12 protein-coding genes, 1 tRNA gene and 1 CRISPR repeat array (1 of these 14 cut by a window edge) are annotated in these 14420 nt (G+C 68.3%); of the genes, 4 read left to right on the top strand and 9 right to left on the bottom strand.

The window, feature by feature from the left end:
* Positions 1 to 4549: direct repeats of the CRISPR family, unit length 28 nt; unit sequence GGTTCCCCCGCGCTCGCGGGGATAGGCC (it extends 5615 nt beyond the left edge of the window).
* Positions 4550 to 4928: 379 nt separating this feature from the next.
* A tRNA-Ser gene (locus FWJ24_RS05940) sits at positions 4929 to 5020 on the bottom strand.
* 116 nt (positions 5021 to 5136) lie between these two features.
* Positions 5137 to 5385 carry an SEL1-like repeat protein gene (locus tag FWJ24_RS05935; RefSeq protein ID WP_206110805.1) on the bottom strand — a complete coding sequence of 83 codons (249 nt, stop codon included), beginning with the start codon at positions 5383 to 5385 and terminating at the stop codon, positions 5137 to 5139.
* A gap of 365 nt (positions 5386 to 5750) precedes the next feature.
* Between FWJ24_RS05935 and FWJ24_RS05930 the strand changes: the two genes are divergently transcribed.
* On the top strand, positions 5751 to 6152 hold the full coding sequence (locus FWJ24_RS05930; protein WP_150286879.1) for a DUF2147 domain-containing protein: 402 nt from the start codon (positions 5751 to 5753) through the stop codon (positions 6150 to 6152).
* 36 nt (positions 6153 to 6188) lie between these two features.
* Positions 6189 to 7286 (top strand): ATP-dependent DNA helicase, encoded by a 1098-nt coding sequence (locus tag FWJ24_RS05925; protein WP_150286878.1) that lies wholly within the window; start codon positions 6189 to 6191, stop codon positions 7284 to 7286.
* Positions 7287 to 7326: 40 nt separating this feature from the next.
* Here FWJ24_RS05925 and FWJ24_RS05920 read toward each other — a convergent pair whose 3' ends face one another.
* On the bottom strand, positions 7327 to 8028 hold the full coding sequence (locus tag FWJ24_RS05920) for a glutathione S-transferase N-terminal domain-containing protein (protein ID WP_206110804.1): 702 nt from the start codon (positions 8026 to 8028) through the stop codon (positions 7327 to 7329).
* Positions 8029 to 8213: 185 nt separating this feature from the next.
* On the opposite strand from FWJ24_RS05920, the gene FWJ24_RS05915 reads away from it, so the two are divergent.
* Positions 8214 to 8588 (top strand): hypothetical protein, encoded by a 375-nt coding sequence (locus tag FWJ24_RS05915; protein ID WP_150286876.1) that lies wholly within the window; start codon positions 8214 to 8216, stop codon positions 8586 to 8588.
* On the opposite strand, the gene FWJ24_RS05910 is transcribed toward FWJ24_RS05915, so the two are convergent.
* On the bottom strand, positions 8569 to 9054 hold the full coding sequence (locus FWJ24_RS05910; RefSeq protein WP_166443599.1) for a GNAT family N-acetyltransferase: 486 nt from the start codon (positions 9052 to 9054) through the stop codon (positions 8569 to 8571). The genes FWJ24_RS05915 and FWJ24_RS05910 overlap by 20 nt on opposite strands.
* A gap of 164 nt (positions 9055 to 9218) precedes the next feature.
* On the opposite strand from FWJ24_RS05910, the gene FWJ24_RS05905 reads away from it, so the two are divergent.
* Positions 9219 to 9773, top strand: coding sequence for a DedA family protein (locus FWJ24_RS05905; protein ID WP_150286874.1), 555 nt, complete (start codon positions 9219 to 9221; stop codon positions 9771 to 9773).
* A gap of 66 nt (positions 9774 to 9839) precedes the next feature.
* On the opposite strand, the gene FWJ24_RS05900 is transcribed toward FWJ24_RS05905, so the two are convergent.
* From FWJ24_RS05900 to FWJ24_RS05880, 5 genes are all read right to left on the bottom strand, one after another.
* Positions 9840 to 10160 (bottom strand): hypothetical protein, encoded by a 321-nt coding sequence (locus tag FWJ24_RS05900; RefSeq protein WP_425468901.1) that lies wholly within the window; start codon positions 10158 to 10160, stop codon positions 9840 to 9842.
* A gap of 151 nt (positions 10161 to 10311) precedes the next feature.
* Entirely contained in the window at positions 10312 to 11310 is a 999-nt protein-coding gene (locus FWJ24_RS05895; RefSeq protein WP_150286873.1) for a GNAT family N-acetyltransferase, read from the bottom strand.
* Entirely contained in the window at positions 11307 to 12806 is a 1500-nt protein-coding gene (gene gatB, locus FWJ24_RS05890; RefSeq protein ID WP_150286983.1) for an Asp-tRNA(Asn)/Glu-tRNA(Gln) amidotransferase subunit GatB, read from the bottom strand. The genes FWJ24_RS05895 and gatB overlap by 4 nt, the downstream gene beginning before the upstream one ends.
* 75 nt (positions 12807 to 12881) lie before the next feature.
* A complete protein-coding gene (locus tag FWJ24_RS05885; protein ID WP_150286872.1) occupies positions 12882 to 13142 on the bottom strand; it encodes a hypothetical protein in 261 nt (86 codons plus the stop codon).
* On the bottom strand, positions 13139 to 14293 hold the full coding sequence (locus FWJ24_RS05880) for a pyridoxal phosphate-dependent aminotransferase (protein ID WP_150286871.1): 1155 nt from the start codon (positions 14291 to 14293) through the stop codon (positions 13139 to 13141). Before FWJ24_RS05880 ends, FWJ24_RS05885 begins: the two co-directional genes overlap by 4 nt.
* Positions 14294 to 14420: the final 127 nt, after the last annotated feature.

Here is a 14420-nt window from a genome sequence, read left to right as displayed (position 1 = left end):
TCCCCCGCGCTCGCGGGGATAGGCCCAAGGCGGGCACTGCGGCCGCAATTAGCGTCACGGTTCCCCCGCGCTCGCGGGGATAGGCCTGCCTCGACCATGGTCTCGACATCCGGATATCCGGTTCCCCCGCGCTCGCGGGGATAGGCCTTGGCGGGAAAGATTCGGGAAGGATTCGGCGGGGGTTCCCCCGCGCTCGCGGGGATAGGCCTTCCGCGCCGCATCTATATCCGCGAGGGTATCCGGTTCCCCCGCGCTCGCGGGGATAGGCCTCATGGATTCGGCGCTCTCGCAGGCCCAGGCGAGGTTCCCCCGCGCTCGCGGGGATAGGCCCTCACCATCGAGGCCGAGGCGACCGACAAGGGCGGTTCCCCCGCGCTCGCGGGGATAGGCCCTGGTTGCGCACCGCAACCGGCACGCCAGATGCGGTTCCCCCGCGCTCGCGGGGATAGGCCCGGGGCGCGGTGATGCCCTCGGCCGCCGCCTGAGGTTCCCCCGCGCTCGCGGGGATAGGCCCGAATAAGTGCAGAAGTAGCGTGCTGGACAGTGGGTTCCCCCGCGCTCGCGGGGATAGGCCCCGTCCAGAAGGACAAGAACCGAAGTGGTGACGGGTTCCCCCGCGCTCGCGGGGATAGGCCTTTTCCAAGGGGGCCTGGATGTCGGCATCCGCTGGTTCCCCCGCGCTCGCGGGGATAGGCCTGCCGCAGTAAAGCTCGCGCGTTCTGCTCGACGGGTTCCCCCGCGCTCGCGGGGATAGGCCCCGGGGCGGAAAGGGAGCGGATACGGGCGATCTGGTTCCCCCGCGCTCGCGGGGATAGGCCCCGCGGGGCGCATCCTGAGCTATTCCGATCTTGGGTTCCCCCGCGCTCGCGGGGATAGGCCCGCGCACATTGCGAGCGTCGCGAAGGATCAGGAGGTTCCCCCGCGCTCGCGGGGATAGGCCCGATGGAGCCTCCGCATCCTGGCGCGCAGCCAGGGTTCCCCCGCGCTCGCGGGGATAGGCCCCCCGAGCGTGGGCGGCATCCCGGTTTTCATATGGTTCCCCCGCGCTCGCGGGGATAGGCCTCTTTCCAATCTTTCCCAATTTTTCCTCGCGTAGGTTCCCCCGCGCTCGCGGGGATAGGCCTCACTCGCCAGCGCGGGGAGAAATCGCAGCGGAGGTTCCCCCGCGCTCGCGGGGATAGGCCTTGATGCAGCGCGTCATGAAGCTTGAAGGCGTAGGTTCCCCCGCGCTCGCGGGGATAGGCCACGAGTGCGCCGCCGCGCCGTTCACCCAGGCAGGGTTCCCCCGCGCTCGCGGGGATAGGCCTCGGCCTGCATTACCATGCCGCGACGGCATCTGGGTTCCCCCGCGCTCGCGGGGATAGGCCTCCTCCGGCACGCGGCGCACGCCAAGCCGCTCGGCCGCCATGGGGTTCCCCCGCGCTCGCGGGGATAGGCCTTCAGCATGAGCGCCGCGGGCGAATTGACGGCGGGTTCCCCCGCGCTCGCGGGGATAGGCCCGTTCGAGAACGTCTCGGAAGTCTATGTTCTCGGGTTCCCCCGCGCTCGCGGGGATAGGCCCGGGCGAGAAGGCTGAATACCGCTGGACGCACCGGTTCCCCCGCGCTCGCGGGGATAGGCCCCCCGTGACGCGCCCCGGTTCGGTCTTTACCTAGGTTCCCCCGCGCTCGCGGGGATAGGCCACATGCAGCCAGCCCGTGAATTGACCTATGACGGGTTCCCCCGCGCTCGCGGGGATAGGCCTGTCCGGAATGCCATGAGCTTCTGGCGCTGAATGGTTCCCCCGCGCTCGCGGGGATAGGCCCTCGGGAAGCCAAAAAGAGCAAGATGATAGTGCGGTTCCCCCGCGCTCGCGGGGATAGGCCTCTCAGCGAATACATCCGGTTCCTCCATAACGCGGTTCCCCCGCGCTCGCGGGGATAGGCCCTCGTCGCCTTCGCCACGGAGACCCGAAAGAAAGGTTCCCCCGCGCTCGCGGGGATAGGCCTTGAGCTTGCCCCCGATCAACCCGCGACATCGGGGTTCCCCCGCGCTCGCGGGGATAGGCCCCAGCGATCTTCGTCAGGATCGCCCCGCGGGGGGGTTCCCCCGCGCTCGCGGGGATAGGCCCATCGGCAAGCGCATGCAGAATGTCTTGTCCGTGGTTCCCCCGCGCTCGCGGGGATAGGCCTCGCCACCACGCGTGCTGATTTACGGGCCGGAAGGTTCCCCCGCGCTCGCGGGGATAGGCCTCGCGGCAATGGACGATGCCCCCGCGCTCTGGCGGTTCCCCCGCGCTCGCGGGGATAGGCCGAGCACTTGCGGAACCAGCATGTGCCATTGAAGGGTTCCCCCGCGCTCGCGGGGATAGGCCCTCGACAAAATGCAGGCGCCCCAGGCAGAGGATGGTTCCCCCGCGCTCGCGGGGATAGGCCCGGCAGATATCGTCGATTCCTCGCACGATCATCGGTTCCCCCGCGCTCGCGGGGATAGGCCTGCCGCAGTAAAGCTCGCGCGTTCTGCTCGACGGGTTCCCCCGCGCTCGCGGGGATAGGCCCAGGAATGAGTGAAGTTCAGGCTGGGGGCCTTGGGTTCCCCCGCGCTCGCGGGGATAGGCCTATTCCGGCGGTGCTGCGTTCGGAAGCTGGTCAGGTTCCCCCGCGCTCGCGGGGATAGGCCTTGCTTCCCGGTCGCCGGATCGATGGTCTCGACGGTTCCCCCGCGCTCGCGGGGATAGGCCTTGGCGTAGAGGCCTCTATCGCACAAATATCAAGGTTCCCCCGCGCTCGCGGGGATAGGCCCAGCCATGGCATATCCTCACGAGACGAAGGTTGGGTTCCCCCGCGCTCGCGGGGATAGGCCTCATGCTCTTGCCGGATATCCGGATGTCGAGGCGGTTCCCCCGCGCTCGCGGGGATAGGCCTGCCGCCCTTCCGAACCCCGATGCTTGCAGCCTGGTTCCCCCGCGCTCGCGGGGATAGGCCCCGCTTTCTTCTGGCGCATGCGGCGCCCCGTGCGGTTCCCCCGCGCTCGCGGGGATAGGCCCCGCGGGGCGCATCCTGAGCTATTCCGATCTTGGGTTCCCCCGCGCTCGCGGGGATAGGCCTTCCCATGCCCTTCTCTGTTTGCTCGCATCTGTGGTTCCCCCGCGCTCGCGGGGATAGGCCCCGGGACGGGCAAATCCGTCGTGATCGCCGAACGGTTCCCCCGCGCTCGCGGGGATAGGCCCACGAAGCGGACACGCTCCTGGCCATGCTCGCAGGTTCCCCCGCGCTCGCGGGGATAGGCCCGCGGTGCCCGGCCTCGATCTTGTGCGACAAGAGGTTCCCCCGCGCTCGCGGGGATAGGCCCCTTCATGCCCGCGACGGCACCCGCATCCATGGGGTTCCCCCGCGCTCGCGGGGATAGGCCCGACGATCATCTGACCGTTCTTGCCCGCCGCCCGGTTCCCCCGCGCTCGCGGGGATAGGCCTGTCGTTCTGGTTGATGGCCCCCTTGCCGGCTCGGTTCCCCCGCGCTCGCGGGGATAGGCCCACATCGGCAAAAACTTCATGTCGGAAGCGCTGGGTTCCCCCGCGCTCGCGGGGATAGGCCCTCTTGCGTTAACGTCCTCCCCGCCCTGAACGCGGTTCCCCCGCGCTCGCGGGGATAGGCCCCGCAGCCGCGTGAATATCGGCGCCAGCAATATGGTTCCCCCGCGCTCGCGGGGATAGGCCTTGTAATATCGATCATTCTACGGTCGATTGCCTGGTTCCCCCGCGCTCGCGGGGATAGGCCCGCGGTGCGCTTATTCAACCCAGTTGCGTGGGAGGTTCCCCCGCGCTCGCGGGGATAGGCCCTCGTGGCCTTCGCCACGGAGACGCGCAAGAAAGGTTCCCCCGCGCTCGCGGGGATAGGCCCCCCAGGCACATGGACAACCTCGCGCCCGGCGGGGTTCCCCCGCGCTCGCGGGGATAGGCCCCCTTGCAGCATCAGAGTTATTTCGATCTTTGGGGTTCCCCCGCGCTCGCGGGGATAGGCCTGTGTCGCTGACCTCGCACTGGAAGCAGACATAGGTTCCCCCGCGCTCGCGGGGATAGGCCCGAAGCACAGATCCTTCGGCGATCCAGGGGGCGGGTTCCCCCGCGCTCGCGGGGATAGGCCCAAAAAGAAAAGGATAGAAGATTTCGGCTACGGGGTTCCCCCGCGCTCGCGGGGATAGGCCCACCAATGGGGGCGGGGACGTGACCGGAGCCTAGGTTCCCCCGCGCTCGCGGGGATAGGCCCCCGGCGGCACTTCGACGGGCGCGCCTCGCTCTGGTTCCCCCGCGCTCGCGGGGATAGGCCCGACGCCAGCGACGCCAGCCCCAGCGCCACCAGGGTTCCCCCGCGCTCGCGGGGATAGGCCCGCCCCTACCTGGGGCGTCCCCTGCCTTGGCATGGTTCCCCCGCGCTCGCGGGGATAGGCCCAGGACGAGCGCGGCTTCAAGAAGGCCCTGACCGGTTCCCCCGCGCTCGCGGGGATAGGCCCGCAAGATCTGGCACTCCAGCTACAACGCCCATGGTTCCCCCGCGCTCGCGGGGATAGGCCCTTTGCGCCCGCGCTGGCGTCGAGGCCGTCAATGCACTAACATTCCATCCGGACCACTTAGTGGGGGCCTATCACTTCCCCGGCATAGGCGGCGACGTAGGCCGCGATGATCTCCGGCGTGGCGGGCAACTCGCCGCCCCACTCGCGGAAATGCTCAGGTCATCGGACGAGCGCAACATCGACTTGACTTCGTAGCGTCCGACACGCGCCACCAATGCTTCGACACGGCCATGCGGAAGCAATAGGCTCCGTTGCGACGCACAAGTCGAGGGACAAGCGGCATGAATGACCTCATCTGGCCCGGTTTCTGGCCCAGGAGGCGACGAACCGATTTCCCTTGGAAAAATAGCTAAGCATATGAAATGACTTAGCAAATCAATGGCGGAGACGATGGGATTCGAACCCATGATACCCCTTTCGAGGTATGCTCATTTAGCAAACGAGTGCCTTCAGCCTCTCGGCCACGTCTCCGGCCGGCGCGGGCGCCGGGCCCCGCTCTATGCCCGAGCGGGGACATGGATTCAAGCGCTTCCTGCGGGGCCGGCGCTGCCGCGCGACGCCGCAGGAGGAGGCCGAGGGACGCCGCATCAGTGAATCGAGAGCCATTCCCGCGCCCGGCGCTGGGCCGCGGCGATCTCGCGCGCGTTCATCTCGGCCGCCAGTTCCTGCCGGCGCCGCGCCGCCTCGACATCACCGCGCAACGCCGCGATGTTGAACCATTTGTGCGCCTCGATCAGGTCCGCCGCGACATTGCGTCCGCAGGCATAGTCCATCCCGAGTTCGATGAAGTTACGTTCCGGCTCGCCGGAGATCCCGATCATGTCGACCTGAAACATCTGCTTGTTCCCATCTGCCCTGTTGTATCCGTTATTGTTCGGCTCTTGCATCCCACCCCGGATGTCGCGGCCGATGGAGAGAATTTGAGCAAAATTTTCGAAGATCTTCTGAATCGATGTGCCTAACACTTCGTCATCGCCGCCGCCGCACAAGCACCCCTTAACCCGCCGGAAAGGCAAAAGCGGCGGATTCGCCTTGCGAATCAAAGCGCAAGGAAACGGAAACGGAGGTTAGCGGAAGCTTCCCGAAACCATGCCCGCGATCACCTCATGCCGCCGGCGGCGCGGTCGGCGCTTGACAACGAGGTCGTTTACATATGAACATTCCACAAAAGCCGGCTGGAATCCGGCTTCGGGAGGACCCCATGACCCAATCTTCGCGGATATCCGCCGCCACGGCGGCCCTTGCCATGCTGACCCTCGCCGCGGGCGCGCTGGCGCCCCTGCCCGCGCTGGCGAGCGACCCCACCGGCGTGTGGCTGCGCGATTCCGGCGCGAGCCGCGTCCGGTTCGCCAAATGCGGCGACGGGCTTTGCGGCACGATCATCTGGCTGAAGGATACGACCGGGCCGGCCAAGATCGGCCAGCGCGTCTTCTACGACATGAAGCCGGATGGCGAGAACAAATGGTCGGGCAAGGCCTTCAACCCCGAGGACGGCAAGACCTATTCCGGCAAGATGACGCTGAGCGGCAAGAACCTGACCACCGCCGGCTGCGCGCTGGGCGGGCTCGTCTGCCGTTCGGTGAACTGGTCGAAGGTCGAGTGAGGACAGCGCGGCGCCGACTCGGCTAGAAGCGCCGGGATGCGCTTCTCGCCCGAGCAAGACCAAGCCCTCATCGCCATCTCGGACTGGCACCGCGCCGCCCGCAAGGGGCGCGGGCAGCTGCTGTTCCGGCTGTTCGGCTATGCCGGGACCGGCAAGACGACACTTGCGCGCCATATCGCGGAGGGGATCGACGGCGAGGTGCTGTTCGCCGCATTCACCGGCAAGGCCGCCTCGGTGATGCGCGAGCGCGGCTGCGAGGGCGCAGCGACGCTGCATTCGCTGATCTACCGCTCCAGGGAGAGCAAATCCGAGGAGCCGAGCTTCGTGCTCAACCGGCAATCGGATGTGAAGAAGGCCGAACTGGTGATCGTCGACGAATGCTCGATGGTCGATGCCGAACTCGGGCAGGATCTGCTCTCCTTCGGCGTGCCGGTTCTGGTTCTGGGCGATCCGGCGCAGCTCCCCCCCGTGAAGGGCGGCGGCTTCTTCACCGAAGGCGATCCGGACGTGATGCTCCAGGAGGTGCACCGGCAGGCGGCGGATGATCCGATCATCCGCCTCTCGATGCTGGCCCGCGCCGGCGAAAGGCTGCCGCGCGGCGTTTTCGGCGAAACCAGGGTGATCGGCCGCGAGGCGATCGACGCCGCGCAGATCCTCGCGGCGGACCAGGTGCTGGTCGGCCGCAACGAGACGCGGCGGCGCTACAATGCCCGGATCCGCGAGCTGCTCGGCCGGCGCGACGCATTGCCGGAACAGGAGGAGAAGCTCGTCTGCCTGCGCAACAACCGCCAGAAGGGGCTGCTCAACGGCTCGACCTTCACGGTCAAGCTCGTGGGCGAGCGGGCGGGCGATTTCGTGCATATGCGCGTGGCGCCAGAGGAGGGCGCGGGGCCGACGGTGAAGATCGTCTGCCCGCGGGCGATGTTCGAGAGCGGCGAGGAGGTGCCGTGGGAGATCCGCCGGCATGTCGACGAATTCGATTACGGCTACGCGCTCACGGTGCACAAGGCGCAGGGCTCGCAATGGAACCATGTCGTGCTGTTCGACGAGAGCTTCGCCTTTCGTGAGCATCGCGCCCGCTGGCTCTACACGGCGGTGACGCGGGCGGCGAAACGGCTGACCGTGGTGGCGTGACGGGCGGGCCGAGCGCCCTGCCCGCCCCGCCGCCGGGCGCTCACGCTTTCGGCTTGTTGCCGAACAGGATCTCCTGCACCTTGGGATCCTTCATCTGCTGCGAGGAAGGGTCGCGCTTCTCGCTCGACACCGCGAGCCCCTTCTGCACCGCCGGACGCGCGAGGAAGGCGTCGAGCCAGCGCTTCACGTTCGGGAACTCGGCAATGTCCTGCCCCTGCCGCTCCCAGAGCTTCGCCCAAGGGCCGATCGCCATGTCGGCGATCGAATAATCCCCCGCCACCCATTCGCGATCCTTGAGGCGCCGGTCGAGCACGCCGTAGAGCCGGCGCGCCTCGTTGGTATAGCGCTGGATGGCGTATTCGATCTTCTCCGGCGCGTAGATGCGGAAATGGTGCGTCTGGCCGAGCATCGGGCCGAAACCGCCCATCTGCCAAAACAGCCATTGGTCCACCTCGACGCGGGCGCGTTCGTTCACGGGATAAAACCGCCCGGTCTTGCGGCCGAGATATTGCAGGATCGCGCCGCTCTCGAAGATCGAGATCGGCTCGCCGCCGCTGGTGTCGTGATCGACGATCGCCGGCATCTTGTTGTTCGGCGATACCTTCAGGAAATCCGGCGCGAATTGCTCGCCCTTGGTGATGTCGACGAGGTGCACCTCGTAAGGAAGAGCCATCTCCTCAAGGGCGATGGAGATTTTCCAGCCGTTCGGGGTCGGCCAGTAATAGAGGTCGATCGGTTGCATCGGAGGCTCCGAATGTTGAGTTGGCCGCAGCTTAGCGCGGCCGCGCGGGATTCGACAGCCCCGCCGGATGCTCGTGCCATCACGAAAACGCGGCCGCCCCCTTCCCAAGCCGCGGCGCGCGGCGCAAACTGGCATCACCCCGCCTGCGCGGGGCCGGATCGACGCCCAGAGACAAAGGCAGAATCATGCCCGGACATGCCCGCACCCGCCATCTTGTCGCCCGCCCCCTTCTCGTCGCGCTCACGCTCGGCCTCGGCGCCCTCGCCGGCATGCCGGCGGCGCTCGGCCAAGCCGCGCAGGGCGCAAATCCGCTCCGCCCGGCCTCAAGCCGCGCCGCGCAGCCGCCGGCCAGCCCCGCACCCCAAGCCAGCCCCGCGCCGCAGGCGGAGGCGGAGAAGCCGAAGCGGCAGCGTTCCCAGGCCCAGCTCGCGAACGACAACCGCATGCGCGCCTGCGGCCAGGAATGGCGGGCGAACCGGGACAAGCTCAAGGCCGAGGGCAAGACCTGGCGGGTCTTCAATGTCGAGTGCCGCGCCCGGCTCAAGGCCCAGGGGCGCTGAGCGCGAGATCCTTGCTGAAGCCCTCGTGCGACTGGGCATAGCCGAGCATGCGATAGAATCGGTGGGCGTCGAGCCGGCGCTTGTCGGAGGTCAGGTCGATGCGGCAGGCGCCGCGGGCGCTGGCGCGCCGCTCGACCTCGGCCAGGAGCCGGCGGCCGAGGCCCCGCCCCCGCGCCCGCTCGGCCATGAACAGCGAATGCAGAAAGGCGCGCCGCGCGCCGCGCCCGGCAAACCCGCGCAGGCTGAAGAACAGCGCGAAACCGAGCACATCGTCGCCCTCGCGGAGGACGAGGAGGTCGGCGCGCGGATCGGCCATCAGTTCGTCGAAGGCCGCGCGGTAATCCGCGGCGCTCTCGGATGTGAAGACCTCGCGCGTGCCGGAAACCTGGCCTTCGGCATAGATGGCGATGATGGCCGGAAGGTCCTGCGGCCGGGCGTCGGCGATCTCGATCTCGGCAAGAATCATGGCTGCTGCCTCCGCACGGCGCCCCTTTCCGCAAGGCCCCGGTCCGGGGCGCGAGCGCAAAAAGCGGCCGCTCTTCTCGCATCGGTCTGGACGCGGCGCAACGGCGCCCTTACCAGAGGCGAACCCCGGCCGGGGAAGCATGCAAGCGGAGAACCCTCGCGCCGATGTCCATCGCGTTCGATCATGCGGCGATCATCGCCTTCGTCCAGGCCAACCAGCACCTCGCGCCGCTGGTCGTGTTCCTGCTCGCGATGGGCGAGACGATCGTGATCGTCTCGGTCTTCATTCCCTCGACCTTCGTGCTGTTCGCGCTCGGCGGGCTGTTCGCCGCATCGGGCGTGCCGCTGATGCCGTCGCTGATCGCCGGCGCGATCGGCGCCGCCTTCGGCTTCTCGGTGATGTATCTCGTCAGCGCGACGATGGAGGGGCGGATGCTCTCGCTCTGGCCGTTCCGCAATTACGGCGAGACCATCGCGCGTGCCACGGCCTTCTCGCGGCGCTGGGGCGTGTGGGGGGTGGTGATCGGACATTTCGGCGGGCCGCTGCGCGTGCTGATTCCGATCGTCGCCGGAATTTCGCGCATGGCGCCGGTGCCGTTCATGCTCGCCAATCTCGCCGGGGCGGCGGCCTGGATCACCGTCTTCTTCGCGCCGGGCTATCTCGTCGCCTCGTCGGACTGGTTCCGCGATGCGCTCGGCGGGCTGAAGCGCCTGTTCTGAACGCGAATGGCCCCGCGGAAGCGGGGCCTGATGGCCGCCGGGGCGGCCGGCGCTGATATCCGTCCCTCAGTCGCAGACCTGGCGGCGAACGCGCACCCAGCGGCCGCTGTAATCGTCCCAGACGCGCTCGCGGACGATGTAGCAGGTCGGCTCCTCGACATAGACCGGGCCGCCATAGGCGGGGGCGCTGTAAACCGGCGCGGCATAGGCGGGGCCGTAATAGCGCGGCGCGGCGAGCGCCCCGGCGATGAGCGCACCGCCGACGATCCCCGCGGCGAGCGCGCCCTTGCGGCCGTGGCGGGCCTCGGCCTCGCCGACCGGCATGAGCGCGAAGGCCGCGGCAAGCGCCGCGGCGGCGAAAGCATACTTCCTGGCGATCATGGTCATGTTCGTCTCCGCATTATCCGGACCGGTTCGGGATCCGCATCCCGTGCTGCCGCCGGTCTGATGCCTTAAACCCTAAGGCCGGGCATTGGATGCCTCAGTGCTCCGGCGCACATGACGGCAAGCTGAACGGACGCACGCCGGGTGGCCTTCGTCACAGAATGAGTTCGAAACAATACTCCACCGAGCGCGAAATGTCTCCCAGCGCGCGTGTCGCATCCCCGGCGCGGTATCCCCGGCGGCGATAGAGCCGATGCGCCGCCTCGAACCGGGTGTCGGACCAGGCAAGCAGGCGCGCGGCGCCGGAATCACGGGCGATCCGCTCGCATTCGCCGACAAGCCGCGCCGCAAGGCCCCGCCCGCGCAGATCCGGCCGGACATAGAGCCGGTGCAATTCGCCCGTATCCCCGGCCGGGAAATCGATGGCGATCGAGGCACCGACCCGCCCCTCTTCGTCCTCGATCACGAGGAAATGACCGCCGAGCCGCCGCCCCGCCCGTTCGCGCACCGGCCAGGCACCGGCGCGGGCGATATCCGGCATGTCGTCATGCGGGTCCGTGACGCAGCCCGGATATTCCGCGAAGCACAGCGTGATCAGCCCGTAAAGGTCCTGCGCATCGGAATCGCGCGCCGGCCGGAAGAGCGGCAGCGCCGCCTCCATCACGAGATGGGTGATCGCGGCCGCCGCGTCGCCGCCACAGGCCGTGCCGCGCGTGATGACGCGGAAGCCGTGGCGGGAATAGAACCGGATCGCCCGCGCGTTCTCTGGCTCGACATCGAGCCGCACGCGCCGCGCCTCGGGGAAGCGCGCCAGCGCCGCGCGCATCAGCCGCCAGCCGAGGCCGTGCCCCTGCGCGCCGGCGCGCACATAGAGCCGGCCGAGATCGACAACCTCTTCCGATTGCCGGTGCATCGAGACGGTGCCGAGAAGCCCTTCCGCGCCTTCCGCGATGAGCATCACCTCGCGATGCGGATGCGCGGCGGCCTGCCGCACCTGGTCCGCGAGCCGCGCCTCGGAATGCCAGCGGCCGGTGATCTCGTCCACCTTCTCCCGGCCATAGATGGCATCATAGGTCTCGTGCCAGGTGGCGACGAGAAGGTCGCGCAGAGCCGGGATATCGGCCGAGGTGGCGGGACGCAGGAAGGGGCTCACTCGATCCCCAGCTTCTGCTTCAGCAGGTCGTTGACCGCGCCCGGATTGGCCTTGCCCCCGGACGCCTTCATCGCCTGCCCGACGAACCAGCCGAGCAGCGTCGGCTTGGCCTTGGCCTGTTCCACCTTGTCCGGGTTGGCGGCGATGATCTCGTCGATCACTTTTTCGATCGCGCCGGTATCCGTGACCTGCTTCATCCCGCGTTTCTCAACGATTTCAGCGGGATCTCCGCCTTCGTTGAAAACGATCTCGAACAGGTCCTTCGCGATCTTTCCGGAGATGGTGCCGGCGGCGATCAGGTCGATGATCGCTCCGAGCTGCGCGGCAGAAACCGGAGTCTCCTCAATCGTCTTGCCGTCCTTGTTCAGGCGCCCGAACAGCTCGTTGATCACCCAGTTCGCCGCCGTCTTGCCGTCGCGCCCCGAGCCTTTGCCCCCCTTGGCGACCGCCTCGAAATAATCGGCGCTGGCGCGCTCCATGGCGAGCACGTTCGCGTCATAGGCCGGCAGGCCGTATTCGCGGATGAAGCGCGCCTTCTTCTCGTCCGGCAGTTCGGGCAGGGCCTGCTCCAATTCCTCGACGAACCCCTCCGGCAGCACCAGCGGCAGGAGGTCCGGATCGGGGAAATAGCGGTAATCATGCGCCTCTTCCTTGGAGCGCATGGAGCGGGTCTCGCGCTTTCCCGGATCATAGAGCCGGGTTTCCTGGTCGATCACCCCGCCATCCTCGAGGATGCCGATCTGGCGGCGCGCCTCGACCTCGATCGCCTGGCCGATGAAGCGGATCGAGTTGACATTCTTGATCTCGCAGCGCGTGCCGAAGGGCTCGCCCGGCTTGCGCACGGAGACGTTCACGTCGGCGCGGAGATTGCCCTTCTCCATGTCGCCGTCGCAGGTGCCGAGATAGCGCAGGATGGTGCGCAGCTTGGCGACATAGGCCTGCGCTTCCTCGGCCGAGCGCAGGTCGGGCTTGGAGACGATCTCCATCAGCGCCACCCCCGCCCGGTTGAGATCGACGAAGGAATTGGCCGGATCCTGGTCGTGGATCGATTTCCCCGCATCCTGTTCGAGATGCAGCCGCTCGATCCGCACCGTGATCGGCTCCGCCTCGCCCGGCACATCGACGATCACCGTGCCCTCCCCGACGATGGGCTCCTGATACTGGCTGATCTGGTAGCCCTGCGGCAGATCGGGGTAGAAATAATTCTTGCGGTCGAAGCGGCTTTTCCTGTTGATCCGGGCCTTGAGCCCCAGCCCCGTGCGCACGGCCTGCGCCACGCATTCCGCGTTGATCACCGGCAGCATGCCCGGCATCGCCGCGTCGACGAGGCTCACATGGGCGTTGGGCTCGCCGCCGAATTCGGTCGAGGCGCCCGAGAAGAGCTTCGACTTCGAATTCACCTGCGCGTGGATCTCCATGCCGATGATGATTTCCCAATCGGCCTTCGCGCCCTTGATCCAGTATTTCGGCGGGGCGGAACGGATATCGAGGCTCATGGCGGGGCTGTTCTCCGGCTTGTCCGGGGTGGGGCGCACGGGCGCGGGGCGTTCCCGTATTTCACGGGCGCGGCGCTAGCCGTCAAGCTTGTCAAACCGATTCAAGCCGGCGCGACGGATGATCGCGTGGCGGATCAAATGGATGGAAAGCGCAGTGAGGAAAAAGAGTCCGGCGCCGAGCGCGCCCTGTCCGATGGTGAGGGCGAGGTCGGAATCGAACCGGGCACGGAGCGCGGCAAGCCCGAACAGGACGCCGGCCGCGAAAAAGAGCCAGACCAGAACCGCGAGGCAGGCGAGCAGCAGCGTGGTGGCGAGAGGCAGGGGCGGCCCGCTCACCCCAGCCACGCCTTCAGCCGCCGTATGCCCTCGGCGATATCCGCCTCGCTGCCCGCATAGGACAGACGCACGAAGCGGTGCCCCTCGTTCGGATCGAAATCGAGGCCGGGGGTGATGGCGATGCCGGCCTCGTGCAGCGCCTTCTTCGAGAACGCCATGGAATCGTTCGAGAATCGCCCGATGTCGCAATAGGCGTAGAAGGCGCCGTCCATCGGCAGCGGGTTGAGGCCGAGCGCCGGCAGCGCCTCCATCAGCCGCGCGCGGTTGCGGGCATAGCCCTGCTTGACCGCCTCAAGCTCGGCAATCGCGTCGAAGGCGGCGATCGCCGCAACCTGGCTGAGATAGGGCACCGAGATCGCAAGGTTCTGCGCGAGCCGCTCCAGCGGGCGGACGAGGCGTTCCGGCACCACGAGCCAGCCGACGCGCCAGCCGGTCATGCAGAAATATTTCGAGAACGAATTGACGATGATCGCCTCGTCCGAAAAGGCGAGCGCGCTCGTCGCCTCGCCGGCATAGGTGAGGCCGTGATAGATCTCGTCCGAGACGAGCCAGAGGCCAAGGTCGCGGCAGGTTTCGGCGATCGCCGCGATCCCGGCCGCCGGGGTCAGCACCCCGGTCGGGTTGGCGGGGCTCATCACCAGCACGGCGTCGAGCGGTGTCTCGGCATGGGCGGCGCGGATCGCCGCCGCCGAGAGCGCGAAGCGGGTCTCGGGGCCGGTCGGAATCTCGACGGCCTCGATGCCGAGCGCCTGGAGAATGTTGCGATAGGCAGGGTAGCCCGGCGCGGGAATGCCGATCCGCCCGCCCGATTCGAGGATCGCGAGAAACGCTAGGACGAACCCGCCGGAGGAGCCGGTCGTCATCACGATCCGGTCCGCCGGCAGGTCGAGCCCGGCGCGGGCGCGGTAATCCGCTGCGATCGCCGCGCGCAGGGCCGGCAGCCCCAGCGCCTCGGTATAGGGCACGCGGCCGGCCTCCAGCGCCCGTCTGGCCGCCTCGCGCACCGGGGCCGGGCTCGGCGCGCCGGGTTCGCCAAGTTCGAGATGCACGATATCGCGCCCGGCGCGGGCGAGATCGCGGGCCTCGCGCAGCACATCCATCGCGATGAAGGCGGCGATCTCGGAGCGGTGGGAGAGAGGAGGCTGGGGCATCGGCGGGTTCCGGGCGGGTTCCGGGCGGGTTCCGGGCGGGCGGCCCGGCATGTCCGGGATCGGCGTGCGAGTCAATCAGGCGCCCGGCCGGCGGCGCGGATCACGATCCCGTCAGACCGGGCGCCTC

This window comes from Rhabdaerophilum calidifontis, from assembly GCF_008641065.1.
In the GTDB taxonomy this organism is placed as follows: domain Bacteria; phylum Pseudomonadota; class Alphaproteobacteria; order Rhizobiales; family Beijerinckiaceae; genus Rhabdaerophilum; species Rhabdaerophilum calidifontis.
Note: the sequence above shows the minus strand (reverse complement) of the source record. Positions and strands in the feature narration are given on the sequence as shown.

What these genes read in the sequence shown, in the direction of transcription:
- gatB (WP_150286983.1), bottom strand. Translation starts at nt 12,806, where the DNA reads ATGAGCCTCGATATCCGTTCCGCCCCGCCGAAATACTGGATCAAGGGC.
- FWJ24_RS05935 (WP_206110805.1), bottom strand. Translation starts at nt 5,385, where the DNA reads ATGTTTCAGGTCGACATGATCGGGATCTCCGGCGAGCCGGAACGTAAC.
- FWJ24_RS05910 (WP_166443599.1), bottom strand. Translation starts at nt 9,054, where the DNA reads ATGATTCTTGCCGAGATCGAGATCGCCGACGCCCGGCCGCAGGACCTT.
- FWJ24_RS05900 (WP_425468901.1), bottom strand. Translation starts at nt 10,160, where the DNA reads ATGACCATGATCGCCAGGAAGTATGCTTTCGCCGCCGCGGCGCTTGCC.
- FWJ24_RS05905 (WP_150286874.1), top strand. Translation starts at nt 9,219, where the DNA reads ATGTCCATCGCGTTCGATCATGCGGCGATCATCGCCTTCGTCCAGGCC.
- FWJ24_RS05925 (WP_150286878.1), top strand. Translation starts at nt 6,189, where the DNA reads ATGCGCTTCTCGCCCGAGCAAGACCAAGCCCTCATCGCCATCTCGGAC.
- FWJ24_RS05880 (WP_150286871.1), bottom strand. Translation starts at nt 14,293, where the DNA reads ATGCCCCAGCCTCCTCTCTCCCACCGCTCCGAGATCGCCGCCTTCATC.
- FWJ24_RS05920 (WP_206110804.1), bottom strand. Translation starts at nt 8,028, where the DNA reads ATGCAACCGATCGACCTCTATTACTGGCCGACCCCGAACGGCTGGAAA.
- FWJ24_RS05915 (WP_150286876.1), top strand. Translation starts at nt 8,214, where the DNA reads ATGCCCGGACATGCCCGCACCCGCCATCTTGTCGCCCGCCCCCTTCTC.
- FWJ24_RS05930 (WP_150286879.1), top strand. Translation starts at nt 5,751, where the DNA reads ATGACCCAATCTTCGCGGATATCCGCCGCCACGGCGGCCCTTGCCATG.